This window comes from Pseudarthrobacter sp. GA104 (assembly GCF_009741265.1).
Lineage (GTDB): Bacteria > Actinomycetota > Actinomycetes > Actinomycetales > Micrococcaceae > Arthrobacter.
Map to the genome: position 1 here is coordinate 1,709,266 of NZ_WOWL01000001.1, position 13,756 is coordinate 1,723,021.

The window sequence follows — 13,756 nt, forward strand, 5'->3', positions numbered from 1 at the left end:
ACGCCGAAAGCTCCATTGCTAACCTTTTCGCATGAGCCTCGCAGTCGTCCGCAAGCCGCTCCGCGCCGACGCAGCGCGGAACGTGGACAAGATCATCACAGCGGCGCGCCAGTGCTTCCGCGAGTATGGCCCCGAAGTACCGCTGCAGACCATCGCGGCAACGGCGGGAGTGGGCCCGGCCACCCTCTTCCGGAACTTCGCTGACAAGGAAGAGCTGGTCCTCGCCGCGCTCAACCGGCAGCTGCGCCTGACAGTGGACCCCGTGATCGACGACGCCCTGGCCAATATCGACGCGACCGCCGGACTGCTGCGGGTCCTCGAGGCCCTGATGGCTGCTGCCAGCGCTGATGCCAACCTGCTGGGCGCCGTCGCGGGCCGTCGTGAGCTCCTGACCGGCATTACGGGCTCACTCATGGAATCAATCAGCGTGTTGCTGGTGCGCGGGCAGGGCCAGGGAAGCCTGCGTGCGGACATCTCCATGACCGACATGTTCCGGCTGCTCGCAATGCTCATTGGCGTAGTGGACACCATGGAGCCAGGGTCCGACGCCTGGCGCCGGCCGCTGGCCCTGATCGAGGATGCCATCCGCACGTCCCGGCCGTCCCGGCCGCTTCCGGCGCATGTGCCAGTCCCGCCGTCTCCCCTGGCGGAGACCCAGCCGGGCTAGCAATCCACTGAACGGCAACCCCATTGTGGGCGTCCTGAGGGTGCCACTAGACTTCAGAAAGGGTTACGCAGCCAGCCCTCTGTGTCTTGATTTTGGAGTGACGCATGCAGCAATCCAAGTACCTCCCCCGGGCAACGGCCGCACTAAGATGAACAGCTCAAAGCTGAACCTTTACCTCAATGATCCCCGCGGGCCGGAGGAAATCCTCCCCACGATGACCGCGGAAGAACTGGCACACCTGCTGGATGCCCTCTACCAGAACCTGGACACGCCCGAGCCCGAATTTGGTGTGGAGACCTGGTATGAGATGGCTGTCGAAGAATGCAGCCGCAGGGCCGGCTCGCCTGACGGCGAAGCCCACGGGGTGGCCTGACCCTATGCCTTAGTGGTGCCCGTGGTGTTCGTTGGGAACATGGTCCTTGGCTTCCATCAGGTGCTGCTGCAGCTTTTCCTCCGCGTCCCTGCGGCGCCGTGCAGTATCGCGCATCTCCCTGGAACCTTCGGAACCGCTTGGATCAAGGTAGCCCTGCCGCGGCTTCCCGTGCCGCTCCGGTGCGTGCACGTCGGGTCCTGGTTTTGCGGCCGTCTTCTTCGCGGCCTCCCGGGCATCGGCCTCCCGGGAATCAGTGTCCCGGGCTGCGCCGCCGTCAGCACCTTGGCCATGCTCCGGCTGCTCCGGACGTGACTGATCGTTCATGTCGTCATTCATGTCGGTTCCTCCTTCATGGCCGCCGCAGTGGAATGCGGCCTGGTTCCAGTCCACCATAGACAGGCCCCAGGGATCACGGCCTGCTATTCGCCGGGATCCCCCCTGCCCCGAAGCTCCTGGCGCACCAGTGCCTGCAGTGCCGGAATTTGGGATGCGGGATCAAGCTCAAATGACTTCCACAGGCTCCGGGAGAGGGACTCCAGGTCCTCGGCCGGAACATCCGCCAGGCCGGAAAAGCGCGTAAAGAAGCGTTTGGCAGGCAGTCCAGCCCGTCGTCGAACGTTTGTCTGGTGAGGACGCCCGGCTCTTTCCCCGGCCGCGTGCAGCTGATTTTCCATGGCCGCCATTCATCTGAAGATCCCATGGCCAACTGCATAGCCGCTTTTATAGTACAACCGGGAAAGCACAACGTGAGTGATCTTCACCACATCGCAACATGGGCTTCCGGAAGGGGCGCCCGCTCAATTCCAGCCGAGGATCCTCAAGAGCGCAGCCGTGCCCGCTCCGGCCAGCACCACCACCAGGAACGGCGCCCGGAGCGCCAGGGCTACGGCGGCAGCCGCGAGTGCTCCCAGCCTTGCGTCAGCAACCAGCGACTGGCCGGTTGCGAAAGTATTCACCACGGTCAGGGATGCCAGCAATCCGATGGTCATGGTGCCGGCCACACGGGACATCCTCGGATCTTCGAGCAGCCGGGCCGGGACAAAGTAGCCCACCAGCTTCCAGGCGTAGGCCAGGGCGCACGCAATCAGGAGCCAGATCCAGAGACTCATTCGGCTGTCCCCTGTCCTGTCTCCTTCGCGCGGGCCCGGCCTTCATGCGGGCCCGCGAGGGGGCTGCCGCCCCTGCCGCCATGCCGGTGGCGTTCCCGGTAGGGGTCGACATCCGGCTCCAGGCCTTCATCACTGCGGCCGTGGCTGAACCAGCCGATCACGGCAGCCACCACCGCCGCCACGAGGATTGGGACGCCCGCAGGGACAAAGGGAACGGCGATCACGGTGGCCACGGCGCACACAACGGCGATGGCAACGGGCTCGCGTCCCTTGAGCCGCGGCCACAGCAGGCCAAGGAATGCAGCCACCGCTGCGCCGTCCAGTCCCCACTGTTTTGGATCGCCCAGGCCGCTGCCGGCGAGCGCACCGACGGCGGTGAACAGGTTCCACAGCACGTAGATTCCGATGCCCGCAGCCCAGAACCCGCGGCGCTGTTCAGCGGGGTCCGCCTGGCCGGAGCTTGTGGCCGTGGATTCATCGATGGTCAACTGGGCGGCCACATACTTGCGCCAGCCCGTGGGGTGCAGGAGGGCGTTCAACTGCATGCCGTAGATCCCGTTGCGCATTCCCAGGAGCGTGGCAGCGCTCATGGCCGCGATGCCGGAGCCGCCGCCCGCCACCACACCGATGAAAGCGAACTGCGAGCCGCCGCTGAACAGGAGCAGGCTCAAGGCCATGGTTTGCCAGAAGTTGAGCCCTGACGTGACCGAGAGCGCGCCGAAGGAAACGCCGTACAGGCCGGTGGCGATACTGATGGAGATGCCCATCCGCACTGCCGGTGATGCCAGCAGCGTCACAGCCCCGCTCCCACGGCGGGCTTCCGCAGGCTCCAAGCCCACGCAATGAGCGGCGCCTGGAGCGGAAGCCGCACACTGTGCACCTTCCGCTGCGCCCGGGTTCCTTGCGGCCCGTATGCCCGGCGGAGGGCGTCGACATGCCCCGCGAGGAACGCAGCGAACATCATGGTGGTGGCTGTGGCGGTTGCCTTTCGTGTTCCAGGGACCATGATTCCGACGGCGGCTGCCAGCTCCAGCAGGCCGCTCACCGCGATCCATTCCTCCCTCGAAAGGAGGGCGAAGGGCCGCGAGGGCGCAGCGCCGTCGTCACGGCACAGGTAATCGGGCACCACCTGGCGGTAGAAGCCGGGGTCGCGGAAGTGCTTCATGGCGCTTGCCAGGAGCAGTGCGCTCATGGCTGCAGCAGAAAGGTGTTGGGCGGCCCGGCCGGAGCGGGGAAGAGGCATGGTTCAACTCAATCACAGCACCGCCGGAAGCGCCGAAACCATCCCGCGGCCGGGAACTTACCTGCCCTGGGGCGAGGCAAGCTCCAGTTGGCTGAGGACACGGGCGGGCACATTGGTGGTGATCTCCTGGATGCCCAGTCCTGTGCACAGCGCCACATCCTGTTCCGTGTCCACCGTCCATACCCGGAAGCGCCGGCCGGCGGCGAGCCAGCGTTGGACGGACGCCGGGTGCCGGCGCACGTACTCGATTCCGGGCCCGGCCATACCCACCTCGCCAAGGTCCAGGATCCGCTCACCTTCGAGCTGGGCGGCCTTCATCAGGTTGGCAATTGCACCGCCGGTTATCACGCCGAAGCCCAGGCCCGCGCGGATTACCCGGATGTCCACATCGTCCACCAGCTGGCAGACGAATTCAGGGGGAACCGAGTGGAGCAACTGCCGCACTGAGTCCGGGCTGAAACTCATGAACGTCACTGACACGTTGTCCAGCGAAGAGGTCAGTGGATCCCAGCCCTCGTCCCGCAGTACTTCCAGGACCCGGTCCTCGAGCTTGAGCTGGTACGGGCTGGGGTGCTTGAGTTCGATGGCCAGCTTCACCGGCCGGCCGGCGCCCCGGAGGATCTCGAGCAGTTCGGGCAGGGTCAGGAACTGCTCGGACAGCGCCCCGTACGTTTCGGGAATACGCACGCCCTTCCATGACGAGAAATCCAGGTGCCTCAGTTCCCGCAGCGTGCGTTCGGCGACGGGCCCGGTTCCGTCGGAGGTGCGGTCCAGGTTGGCGTCGTGCAGGAGGACAACGTGCTGGTCACGCGTGAGGTGGACATCGCACTCCACGCCGTCGGCGCCGTCTGCCAGCGCCTGCAGATAGGCGGCACGGGTGTGTTCGGCGAAGGCGGCGCTGGAACCGCGGTGGGCAAAGACCGTGGGCCGCTGCGGCCCGGACTCGTCACTGGTCATGGAGACACGGTAGCCGACCCGGCGCGAACCGCGGGGCTAGGCTTGGCACATGCAGGTGAACTCTGAGCCAACTACCCGGGAAGCACCCACCGGGCCAGCGCCTTCCGCCGCGCCCGACCCGAACGGCCGCCCGAAGGTGCGCGCCGCCGTCGTCCATCACGTCAGCCCTGGCGACGCCGAAAAGGCGGCAGCGCTGCGGAGGATGAAGCTGGTGGCGCTCGGGCTGCTGGTGGTGATGGCGGTGATTTTTGTCTTCGCTTTCGCGCTGCAGAAGGAGTATCCGTGGCTGCAGTACGTGCGGGCCGCAGCCGAGGGCGGCATGGTGGGCGCGCTGGCTGACTGGTTCGCCGTTACCGCACTGTTCAAGTACCCCATGGGCATCAAGATCCCGCACACCGCCATCATCCCGCGCCGGAAGGACCAGATCGGCGCCTCGCTGGGCGAATTCGTGGAGACTAACTTCCTCTCCGAGCAGGTGGTCCAGGAGAAGCTGGCCAGCGTCAACATTGCCCGCCGGGCCGGGGAATGGCTTGCCACGCCGGCCGGCGCAGACAGGGTAGCCAAGGAGGGCGCCGCCCTGATCCGGGGTATTTTCAAGGTTTTGAACGACGACGACGTCCAGGCGGTCATCGAGGGAATGGTGCGCAAGCACCTGCTGGCTCCGCCGTGGGGACCTCCCGTGGGAAAGATGGCGGAGCGGATTTTCCACGACGGGCACCACCACAAGCTGGTGGACCTGCTGGTGGACCGGGCCGCCGACTGGGTGGATGACAACCACGATACTGTCACCCACCTGGTGTCCGACCGCTCCCCCACATGGGTGCCGCAGTTCGTGGACGGACTGGTGGGCGACAAGGTCTACGTGGAGATCCTGAAGTTCGTGCGCGCGGTGCAGGCCGACCCGAACCACCAGGTAAGGCAGTCCATCGACAGGTACCTCAACGACCTCGCGCAAGACCTGCAGCACGATCCGGCAATGATTGCCCGCGCCGAGGACATCAAGGCCCAGGTCCTGGGCGATCCCGAGGTGCGCGAACTCGCCTCCCGCACGTGGGGCACCGTGAAGAGCGCCCTCCTGGGTGCGGTGGATGATCCCGACAGCGAACTGACCATCAAGTTCAAGGCTGCGGTCCGCGACTTCGGCTCCCGGCTGGTCAGCGACCCCGAGCTCGCCGGGAAGGTGAACACCTGGATCGGCGACGCCGCCGGCTACCTCGTGCGGACGTACCGCTCCGACATCGCCGGAGTGATTACCGATACCGTGGCCCGCTGGGATGCGGAGGAAACCTCGCAAAAGATCGAACTCCAGGTGGGCAAGGACCTGCAGTTCATCCGGATCAACGGCACCGTGGTGGGGTCGCTGGCCGGGCTGGCAATTTTCACGGTGGCGCACCTGATATTTGGGTAGGCCACAGACCGTTTCGAAGCAACGCGAGGTCACTTAGTACCCGATAAACGGCCCCGCACCGGCCAAAAGTGACCCCGCGTTGCTTTTAGGACGCAGGCTAGGCGAACGACTCCAGCTCCACGCCGGCCGCTTCAAGCCCGGCCCGGACTGCGGCAGCCATCCCAACGGCTCCCGGAGTATCACCGTGAATGCACAGGGAATCCGGCCGGACCTGCACAACGCTGCCATCCAGGGCCACTACTTCCCCCTTGGTCGCAAGGCGCACGGCCCGCTCGACGATCGCGTCGACGTCGTGCAGCACGGCACCTTCCTGTGAGCGCGGCACCAGCGTTCCGTCGGCAAGGTAGGCTCGGTCCGCAAAGGCCTCGACAAACACCGGGTGGCCGGCCTCCTTCGCCTGCTTCAGCAGCTCAGATCCCGGCAGCCCAAGGATGGGAAGGCCGGGATCGTAGGCGTTCACGGCGGCCACAACAGCGGAAGCCTGTTCCGCGTCGCGCACCAGCCGGTTGTACAGCGCTCCGTGCGGCTTCACATAGTCCACGGACGCACCCACGGCGTGGGCAACGCCGTCGAGCGCCCCCAACTGGTACAGGACGTCGCCGAACAGCTCGTCGAAGCTCATGTCCAGCGAGCGGCGGCCGAAGCCTGCCAGATCCCGGTACCCCACGTGCGCGCCGACCGTGACATCCAGTTCGTAGGCAGCCCTGCAGCTGTCCAGCATGGTGACGGGGTCTCCGGCGTGGAAACCGCAGGCCACATTGGCGCTGGTGACCAGCTGGAACATGGAGGCGTCGTCCCCCATCTTCCATGAACCGAACGATTCGCCAAGGTCAGCGTTGAGATCCAAAAGTGTTGCCTTCCAGCTTTTTGTTGTCCTGTGCCGCGGCCGCAGCGGTGAGCTCTCCGGGGATGGTGTCCGGCATGGGGCCAAACGCCTCCTTGGCGTTGGCCACCACAGCGCGCCCCATGATGAGGTTACCGGCTCCGCCCACCACAGCACCTATGCCAAACGGCAGGGCCCGGCCGAAGAGCGCGGACCCCTGGCGCTTGAGGAGGTTCTTGAGGAAAGCCTTTTGGATCCTGCTCCGGATGCTGCCGAAGCCCGGCACTGCCATCGACTTGGAAAGGACATTGCCCCAGGCCTTGTTGGCGTTCATTTCCCTTCCGGCCGCCTGGCCGCTGAGCGTCCCAAGCAGGGCAGTCCCCTCCTCGCCCAACATGATGGCCATGACCATGGTGCTGGCCTTCTCGGGGTTGGTCAGCCGGATCCCGTGCAGTTCCGCAAGGGAGGTGGAGTAGAGGGCCGTCGCCTCCAGGAACCCCACGGTGGCGGCGGCAGAGAGCCCAAGGGACGCCACCGTCCCGACACCGGGCACCACGGCGGTTGCGCCCACCAGCGCGCCGCCGCCGGTGACGGCGCGGAGGTAGTCGCGCTCCAGGATGTCAGCCAGCTGCGCGGCCGTGGCCCGGGGGTGCTTCCTCTGCAGCCGGCGGATGTACGCCACCACCAGGGGGCGCTGGATCTCCACCGCCCTGAGGAGCATGTTGTGGACACCGGGCTTGGGCTTGCCGTCGGCATCGAATACCGCGTTGTGGGCAGTTTCCTGCGCGATTCGTACTGCGGGGTTGCTGCGCGTAGCCATGGTCACCTCTGTTTGTCTCGCCGGCGGGCCGATGCCGGAATCGCTAATACTAAGGTTGCTTAACATTAGGCTACCGCCAGTGCCATCCCCACCTGCCGCGGCCGGGAGGGCGGTTTGGGCTGGCTCCCCGGCATACGCCCAAAGCCTAGACTTACCCTATGCCCACCCCAAAAGCCCTGCGGCCCTTTGCGCACCGCGAGTACCGGGTGCTCATCGCAGCGTTGGCCATCTCGATTTTCGGTTCCGGCATGTGGGCCGTGGCCATGGTGTACCAGGTGATCCAGTTGGGCGGCGGCCCGCTGGAACTCTCCCTGGTGGCGGCCGCGGGCAGCGCCGGCCTGGTGGCGTTCGTCCTGGCCGGCGGCATCGCAGCGGACCGGGTCCCCCAGCGCCGGCTGATCATTGCCGTGGAGGGCGCCAACCTTGCGGTGATAGCCACCGTCAGCGGACTCGCCATGACGGGCCTGCTCCAGCTGTGGCACGTCGCAGCGGGTTCCTTTGTCCTCGGCGTCGGCGCGGCGTTCTTCTTTCCCGCCTACTCCGCAATCCTGCCGCGCATCCTCCCCGCGCAGGACCTGCTGGCGGCGAACGGGATGGAAGGTTCCATGCGGCCCGTGCTCCAGCAGGCGGCGGGCCCTGCGGTGGCGGGCATGGTGGTGGCTGCCCTGTCGCCGTCGCACGCTGTCACGGCAGTGGCCGCCTGCCACCTGCTGGCCTTCATCGTCCTGAACTTCCTGGGCCAGCATGCACAGGCCGCGCCCACCAACGGGGCGGAGCGGGACGGACGCGGGGCGGCGGCCGGCGAAGGCGCCGGGGCCCCCGGGACATCCTTCCTCCACGACCTGCGCGAGGGAGTCCGCTACACCCGGCAAACACCTTGGCTGCTGTGGACCCTTATCTGGGCGTGCATCTCCGTGCTGTTCCTGATCGGGCCCATCGAGGTACTCCTGCCGTTCGTGGTGCGCGACCAGCTTGCCGGCGACTCCCGCATGTTCGGCTTCCTCCTGGCCGTCATGGGGGTGGGTGCCGCCCTTGGCTCGCTGTTCACGGCGTCCTTCCGGCTGCCGCGCCGCTACCTGACGGTGATGATGGTGTCCTGGGGTGCCGGCAGCCTGCCCCTGGCCGCAGTCGGCGTCATGGACAGCTTCTGGGCCATCGCCGCCGCGCTGTTCGTTTTCGGCGCCACCGGCAGCGTGGGCATGGTCATCTGGGGCACCCTGCTCCAGCGGCGCGTCCCGCCGCACCTGCTGGGCCGGGTGTCCAGCCTGGACTTCTTCGTTTCGCTCGCCCTGATGCCTGTCTCAATGGCGCTGGCCGGTCCGGCCGCCGAGGTCCTGCCTGTCTGGCTGATCTTCCTGGTGGCCGGCGGCGTATGCCCCGTCATGGCAGTGATTGCCATGGCCGCTGCGCGCATGCCCGACGACGAACTGGCCCACCCGCTGGACCGGTTACCCGAGGCGGAGCGCACGACGGCGGCAGGAGACTAGGCTCCCACCGCCGCACCTCACTCAGCTGTTGGCACGCACCACGGGGATACTCGCCGTCGGATGTCCGCTGGGGAAAACCGTGGGCTCCGGTTCCGGCACCGGTTCGAGCGCCACCTGGACGGGCTCGGCACCTACGGTGACCAGCTGGCCGCGGACGTCCACGGCCAGGGCTTCCCCTTCACGGACCGTGAGGGTGATGGCCCCTGCACGGAGTTCAACCAGCAACAGGCGCCCCTGGATCTTCAGGTGGAAAGTGAGCCCGTCCCACTCCGACGGCAGCCGCGGGTCGAAGTACGGAATGGGGCCCTGGTCACGCAACCCAGCAAAACCGCAGACCAGGGAGCTCCACACCCCGCCGGTGGAGGCGATGTGCACGCCGTCGATGGTGTTGCCGTGCGTGTCATCGAGGTCGATGAACAAGGCGTTGGTGAAGTGGTCCAGCGCTTGCCGTGAGTACCCCACCTCGGCGGCCATGATGCCCTGGACGCAGGCCGAAAGGGTTGAATCGCCCGTTGTCAGGGGGTCGTAGAAGTCGAAGGCGCGGTGTTTTTCCTCAGGCGTGAAATCCTGCCACTGCAGGAACATTGCCAGGACGGTGTCTGCCTGCTTCAGGACCTGGTGGCGGTAGATCACCAGCGGGTGGAAATGCAGGAGCAGGGGGTACTTGGACCGGGGCGTGGTCCAGTCCCACGGTTCCAGGTGCATGAAGTCGTTGTCCTGCGAATGCACCTGCATGCGCTCATCGAACGGCAGCTGCATCCGGTTGGCGGCCGCCTCCCACAGCTCCCGCTCTTCCTGCGTGATGCCCGCATGCTCCAGAGCCGCGGCAGCACGCAGGTTAAAGCGGGCCATCACGTTGGTGTAGAGGTTGTCGTTGACCACGGCGGTGTACTCGTCGGGACCTGTGACGCCGTGGATGTGGAAGAGCCCGTCCTTGCCGAAGAAGCCCAGCGAGATCCACATCCGCGCCGTTTCAATCAGCAGTTCGGCGCCCAACCCGTCGCGGAACGCGGTGTCCCCGGTGGCCCAGAAATACCGGTTGGTGGCAAAGGCGATGGCAGCGGCGATGTGGAACTGTGCCGTGCCGGCGGCGTAGTACGCGCTGGCTTCGAGCCCGTTGATGGTGCGCCACGGGAACAGGGCGCCGTCAACGCTCAGTTCCTTGGCCCGGATCTTGGCCACGGGGAGCATGCCATGGCGGAATTCGAGGACCTGCCGAGCACCGGCGGGGTTTGTGTACGTCAAGTACGGCAGGAGGTACACCTCCTGGTCCCAGAAGTAGTGGCCTTCGTAGCCGGATCCCGTCACGCCCTTGGCGGGGATGCCGGCGACGCCGGCACGCGCCGTCGCCTGGGCGAGCTGGAACAGGTTCCAGCGGATGGCCTGCTGCAGCACGGACTGGCTGTCAACCACAATGTCGGAGGTGGCCCAGTAGTCGCGGTAGTGCGCTTCGCTCTCGGCAAAGATGTCCTCCACCGGGCGGAGGCCTTCCTCCGCGGCCGCGGCGGGGTCGAGCGAAGGGTCCTGGATCGCCGGGCCTGCCGCGTAGCTGACGCTCTTTTCGAGGCGGAACGGCTCTCCCGGGCTGACGGCCAGGACGTAGCGCACGCTGCTGTCGTCCTGGTCCACCAGCGTGTCGAACGGCTGGTGCCCTGCGGAGGTCCAGTGGTCAACCGCAACGCCCACGCGCTGCTTGGATTCGGCAGCCTCCCACGCCAGCCGGAGTGATCCGTCGCCGCCTTCGAGGCGCAGGGGCAGCAGCACGCGTCCGGCGTGCCGGCCCGCCCGCCGGGGATCGTGGACAGAGTGGTCCTCAACGGGCTGGTCCTGGCGGTTAATCACCGAGGAGGTGACATCCACGGAAACCTCACGGTCCGTCACCACATCCAGGGAGATCCCCAAGGCTCCGCGGGAGGCGAAACCTACGGCGCGGCGTTCGGTTGTGGTGACGACGGCGCCGGAGCGGCACTGCCAGGTGACGCGGCATTCATACACTCCGGTGGAAAAGTCCACGGAGCGCCGGTAATCCAGCACCTCGGACTCGGCCAGGCTGAGGGACTCGCCGTCGATAACCACGGTGAAGTTGTTGGCATCTGGAATGTAGAGGATGCGCTGGCCGGTCCGGGCAAACCCGAAGGCGTTTTCCGCATGCTTGATGTCCCAGATTTCGTGCAGCCCGTTGATGAAACTGCCGGGCAGGTCGGAGTCGGCGGCGGCCCAGTGGGCGCCGCGGATCCCCAGATGTCCGTTGCCGAGGGCAAAGAGTGTTTCCAGCGTCCCTTCACTGCCCGCTTCGTGGCGTGTTTCCACGAGCTGCCAGGGTGTGTTGGGGAATCTTTCGCGGTCCGCTGAGATCAGGGCCATGGTGTTGGGTCCTTAGGCGTTTGGCCGGGCAACCGGTTTGCTGCCGGCCTGGGGATACTTTTCGGGGGGTGATGCGTTCAGGGGTAATGCGTACTGGCGGGAGCTGCCGGGGGTAGCAGCGGGCGGCCTCGGGGAAGGCTGCCGTCTCTAGGGCAGAAGTTCCTTGAGGTCATTGACCACCAGGGTGGCTCCGGCGTCGAGCAACGTTTGCCGCCCGGCGCCGCGGTCCACGCCGATGACCGAGTAGAAGGTTCCGGCCTCGCCGGCCTGGACGCCGGACACGGCATCCTCCACCACCACGCACTCCCCGCTGGGGAGGCCCAGCAGGCGGGCGGCGTACTCGTAGGTGGCGGGACTGGGCTTGCCGGGCAGGCCTTCGCTTGCCGCGACCATGCCATCCACCACCACCGGGAAACGGGCGCTGAGTCCGGCTGCCGCGAGGACGGCCGGAGCGTTTCGGGAGGAAGAGACGACGGCGACCTTCAGTCCGCGTTCCAGCGCGGCTTCGAGGAAGCGCACCGACCCGGGGAAGGGCTCCACCCCCGCGCTCACGATGTCGTTGAAAATCCTGTTCTTCCGGTTGCCCAGGCCCTGCACGGTGGTGTTGGCGGGATCGTCGTCAGTGGGGCCCTCGGGGAGCACAATCCCCCGCGAGGCCAGGAAATCGCGGACACCGTCGAAGCGCGGCTTGCCGTCGATGTGGTCGAAGTAGTCACTCTCGCTGTATCCGGGAACCTGGGGCTGCGCCGCCAGGTAGTCCTCGAACAGTTCCTGCCATGCCCGTTCATGGACGGTTGCCGTGGGGGTCAGCACCCCGTCCAGGTCGAAAAGGATGGCAGAGGCACCAGCCCAGGCGGACACCTCGGCTGCTGCGTTGTCTGCTGCGGTGTTTTCAGTCATCAGCGGTGCGTTGTCCTTTCAGGACGGCGGGCAGCCTTGAAGGCTGGATGCTTGGAGTTGGGGAGGCATCGGTGCCCGAACGATCTGCGGCCACGGGCGGCGGTCTGTATGGGGAGCGCCTCGGCTCTGGCATTGCTGATCGGTGTATCCCTACCATGATGGACGCGGCGCCCGTCGTCGGACAAACCGGCGGCACCTCCAGCATCGCTGGCCGGATAAAGGGCATGGGACAGTATCCGGCTGCAGTAAACCCTCGACACCGCGCTGATCTCCTTGTCCGCCCAGTTCAGGGCCGCGATAACGGCCGAAGATGAGTGTAAGCGCTTACAAATTTAGCTGGCAACTGTTTTTTCTAGCGGGCCTTGCGTGAGGCACGTCTCAGCACGGAAGAGCGTCACGCGCCGATTTTTCCGGACCCGTCCGGGCGGAGCACATAGTGTCGCAGGAAGACGCTCACGTCCACCATCTCCGTCTTCGACATCGCATGGCCCATGCCGGGGTAGGTCCTGGCGGTCAGGAGCGTGTTCTGCTGGAGCCATTCCTCGGTGTAGGCGATCGCGTCCTCGTTGATGACCAGGTCTGCCTTGTCCCGGCCCCAGAAGAAGGGCGGCCTGGTGTCGAAGGACTCCGTGAGGGACAGCAGTTCATTCCGGAGCACAAAACCGGAAAGTCCCACCACCGCCTCATAGTCCTTAGGGTGGAGGCGCAGCAGAGTGCTCGCCATTGCCATGCCCTGCGAGTAGCCGAGCAGGCTTACGCTGCTGTGCCGGGCCTTGACGCTGTTGATCCAGGCCTGGACGGCACTCGAGGCTTTAATGACATCCGCGAAGTCATTGGCCAGGAAGTAGTCCAGCATGAACCAGCCGTAATGGTCACCGATCGGCATCGGAGCTCGGAGCGCCGCACACGTGAACTCGGGCGGCAGGTACTCAAAAAGGCGGACCATGCGGGACTCGTCAGTGCCATAACCGTGCATCATCACAAGTAGTGGGGTGCCCGCCCGCTCGCCTTCAGGTTTGGACCACACAACTGTTTCCATCGGATCAGCCTAGCCAGCCTGCATGGCTTGATGCCCGAGCCGTGCCGGTCCGAGGGCAGCGTCCTCGAGTCGCATCAGCCTCTTTCTTCACAGGCGCCACAGCACAACGAATGGGTTACGCGCCGGCCCCCGCCATTGAATACAGCCACCCCGGGCTGTAGCGTGACGCTTAACGGACAGCATGCTTACCAAAAGTCCGCGGCCCAAGAAGGCTTCCATCCGTGACAACAAGGAGCAAAGCATGAGAATCGGATCCTCCATCTTCCTTATCGCCCTCGGCGCCATCCTTGCCTGGGCGGTCGCTCCGGGCCTCATCCCCTTCGTGGACCAGGTGCTCATCGGCTACATCCTGATGGCGGTTGGCGTCATCGGACTCATCGCCTCCCTCATCCTCGCTTCCCCGGGCCGCAGCCGGCGCATCAGCGAGACCCGCTCCGTGGTTGACCCGAATACCGGGGAACGCATTACGCGGAACGAAAGCCGCGACGGCGGGCTGTAGCACCACCGGGGTCCGCGCCGCAGCGCAGGACACGACGTTGACCCGAGGAGCCGGGCCGGACCATCCA

15 protein-coding genes are annotated in these 13,756 nt (G+C 66.1%); 5 read left to right on the forward strand and 10 right to left on the reverse strand.

What is annotated here, in order from left to right; translation table 11 throughout:
* The first annotated feature begins 31 nt into the window (after positions 1–31).
* Positions 32–667, forward strand: a complete 636-nt coding sequence (locus GK109_RS07720) for a TetR/AcrR family transcriptional regulator (protein ID WP_157239512.1) — start codon at positions 32–34, stop codon at positions 665–667.
* A gap of 148 nt (positions 668–815) precedes the next feature.
* The gene (locus GK109_RS07725) at positions 816–1,040 is read left to right on the forward strand and encodes a hypothetical protein (protein ID WP_104996592.1); all 225 of its coding nucleotides are present in this window, start codon (positions 816–818) and stop codon (positions 1,038–1,040) included.
* 9 nt (positions 1,041–1,049) lie between these two features.
* Here GK109_RS07725 and GK109_RS07730 read toward each other — a convergent pair whose 3' ends face one another.
* From GK109_RS07730 to GK109_RS07750, 5 genes are all read right to left on the reverse strand, one after another.
* The gene (locus tag GK109_RS07730; protein ID WP_231754822.1) at positions 1,050–1,376 is read right to left on the reverse strand and encodes a hypothetical protein; all 327 of its coding nucleotides are present in this window, start codon (positions 1,374–1,376) and stop codon (positions 1,050–1,052) included.
* Between the two features lie 461 nt (positions 1,377–1,837).
* Positions 1,838–2,149 carry an AzlD domain-containing protein gene (locus GK109_RS07735; protein ID WP_157239514.1) on the reverse strand — a complete coding sequence of 104 codons (312 nt, stop codon included), beginning with the start codon at positions 2,147–2,149 and terminating at the stop codon, positions 1,838–1,840.
* Positions 2,146–2,946: an AzlC family ABC transporter permease gene (locus GK109_RS07740; protein WP_370460458.1), complete on the reverse strand. Its 801-nt coding sequence runs from the start codon at positions 2,944–2,946 to the stop codon at positions 2,146–2,148. The genes GK109_RS07735 and GK109_RS07740 overlap by 4 nt, the downstream gene beginning before the upstream one ends.
* Complete coding sequence (locus GK109_RS07745) at positions 2,943–3,392, reverse strand: hypothetical protein (RefSeq protein ID WP_157239516.1); 450 nt, start codon at positions 3,390–3,392, stop codon at positions 2,943–2,945. Before GK109_RS07745 ends, GK109_RS07740 begins: the two co-directional genes overlap by 4 nt.
* Positions 3,393–3,449: 57 nt before the next feature.
* The gene (locus GK109_RS07750; RefSeq protein WP_157239518.1) at positions 3,450–4,349 is read right to left on the reverse strand and encodes a glycerophosphodiester phosphodiesterase family protein; all 900 of its coding nucleotides are present in this window, start codon (positions 4,347–4,349) and stop codon (positions 3,450–3,452) included.
* 49 nt (positions 4,350–4,398) lie between these two features.
* Here GK109_RS07750 and GK109_RS07755 point away from each other — a divergent pair, with 49 nt between their 5' ends.
* On the forward strand, positions 4,399–5,757 hold the full coding sequence (locus GK109_RS07755; RefSeq protein WP_157239520.1) for a DUF445 domain-containing protein: 1,359 nt from the start codon (positions 4,399–4,401) through the stop codon (positions 5,755–5,757).
* A 97-nt stretch (positions 5,758–5,854) separates the two neighbouring features.
* On the opposite strand, the gene GK109_RS07760 is transcribed toward GK109_RS07755, so the two are convergent.
* Both GK109_RS07760 and GK109_RS07765 read right to left on the reverse strand, forming a co-directional pair.
* Positions 5,855–6,604, reverse strand: a complete 750-nt coding sequence (locus GK109_RS07760; protein WP_157239522.1) for a LamB/YcsF family protein — start codon at positions 6,602–6,604, stop codon at positions 5,855–5,857.
* A complete protein-coding gene (locus tag GK109_RS07765; protein ID WP_157239524.1) occupies positions 6,588–7,400 on the reverse strand; it encodes a hypothetical protein in 813 nt (270 codons plus the stop codon). The genes GK109_RS07760 and GK109_RS07765 overlap by 17 nt, the downstream gene beginning before the upstream one ends.
* 158 nt (positions 7,401–7,558) lie before the next feature.
* Here GK109_RS07765 and GK109_RS07770 point away from each other — a divergent pair, with 158 nt between their 5' ends.
* Positions 7,559–8,887 carry an MFS transporter gene (locus GK109_RS07770; protein ID WP_157239526.1) on the forward strand — a complete coding sequence of 443 codons (1,329 nt, stop codon included), beginning with the start codon at positions 7,559–7,561 and terminating at the stop codon, positions 8,885–8,887.
* A 21-nt stretch (positions 8,888–8,908) separates the two neighbouring features.
* Here the strand turns inward: GK109_RS07770 and GK109_RS07775 are convergent, their stop codons facing one another.
* The 3 genes from GK109_RS07775 to GK109_RS07785 all read right to left on the reverse strand — a co-directional run bounded on the left by GK109_RS07775 (position 8,909) and on the right by GK109_RS07785 (position 13,190).
* On the reverse strand, positions 8,909–11,251 hold the full coding sequence (locus tag GK109_RS07775) for a glycoside hydrolase family 65 protein (protein ID WP_157239527.1): 2,343 nt from the start codon (positions 11,249–11,251) through the stop codon (positions 8,909–8,911).
* A 147-nt stretch (positions 11,252–11,398) separates the two neighbouring features.
* Complete coding sequence (locus GK109_RS07780) at positions 11,399–12,151, reverse strand: HAD family phosphatase (RefSeq protein WP_157239529.1); 753 nt, start codon at positions 12,149–12,151, stop codon at positions 11,399–11,401.
* A gap of 394 nt (positions 12,152–12,545) precedes the next feature.
* On the reverse strand, positions 12,546–13,190 hold the full coding sequence (locus GK109_RS07785) for an alpha/beta hydrolase (RefSeq protein WP_157239531.1): 645 nt from the start codon (positions 13,188–13,190) through the stop codon (positions 12,546–12,548).
* A 241-nt stretch (positions 13,191–13,431) separates the two neighbouring features.
* Here GK109_RS07785 and GK109_RS07790 point away from each other — a divergent pair, with 241 nt between their 5' ends.
* A complete protein-coding gene (locus tag GK109_RS07790; protein ID WP_157239533.1) occupies positions 13,432–13,689 on the forward strand; it encodes a DUF6458 family protein in 258 nt (85 codons plus the stop codon).
* The last annotated feature ends 67 nt before the right edge of the window (positions 13,690–13,756 follow it).

Coding starts and splice junctions, on each gene's coding strand:
- GK109_RS07720 (WP_157239512.1), top strand. CDS start 32: ATGAGCCTCGCAGTCGTCCGCAAGCCGCTCCGCGCCGACGCAGCGCGG.
- GK109_RS07725 (WP_104996592.1), top strand. CDS start 816: ATGAACAGCTCAAAGCTGAACCTTTACCTCAATGATCCCCGCGGGCCG.
- GK109_RS07730 (WP_231754822.1), bottom strand. CDS start 1,376: ATGAATGACGACATGAACGATCAGTCACGTCCGGAGCAGCCGGAGCAT.
- GK109_RS07735 (WP_157239514.1), bottom strand. CDS start 2,149: ATGAGTCTCTGGATCTGGCTCCTGATTGCGTGCGCCCTGGCCTACGCC.
- GK109_RS07745 (WP_157239516.1), bottom strand. CDS start 3,392: ATGCCTCTTCCCCGCTCCGGCCGGGCCGCCCAACACCTTTCTGCTGCA.
- GK109_RS07750 (WP_157239518.1), bottom strand. CDS start 4,349: ATGACCAGTGACGAGTCCGGGCCGCAGCGGCCCACGGTCTTTGCCCAC.
- GK109_RS07755 (WP_157239520.1), top strand. CDS start 4,399: ATGCAGGTGAACTCTGAGCCAACTACCCGGGAAGCACCCACCGGGCCA.
- GK109_RS07765 (WP_157239524.1), bottom strand. CDS start 7,400: ATGGCTACGCGCAGCAACCCCGCAGTACGAATCGCGCAGGAAACTGCC.
- GK109_RS07770 (WP_157239526.1), top strand. CDS start 7,559: ATGCCCACCCCAAAAGCCCTGCGGCCCTTTGCGCACCGCGAGTACCGG.
- GK109_RS07775 (WP_157239527.1), bottom strand. CDS start 11,251: ATGGCCCTGATCTCAGCGGACCGCGAAAGATTCCCCAACACACCCTGG.
- GK109_RS07780 (WP_157239529.1), bottom strand. CDS start 12,151: ATGACTGAAAACACCGCAGCAGACAACGCAGCAGCCGAGGTGTCCGCC.
- GK109_RS07785 (WP_157239531.1), bottom strand. CDS start 13,190: ATGGAAACAGTTGTGTGGTCCAAACCTGAAGGCGAGCGGGCGGGCACC.
- GK109_RS07790 (WP_157239533.1), top strand. CDS start 13,432: ATGAGAATCGGATCCTCCATCTTCCTTATCGCCCTCGGCGCCATCCTT.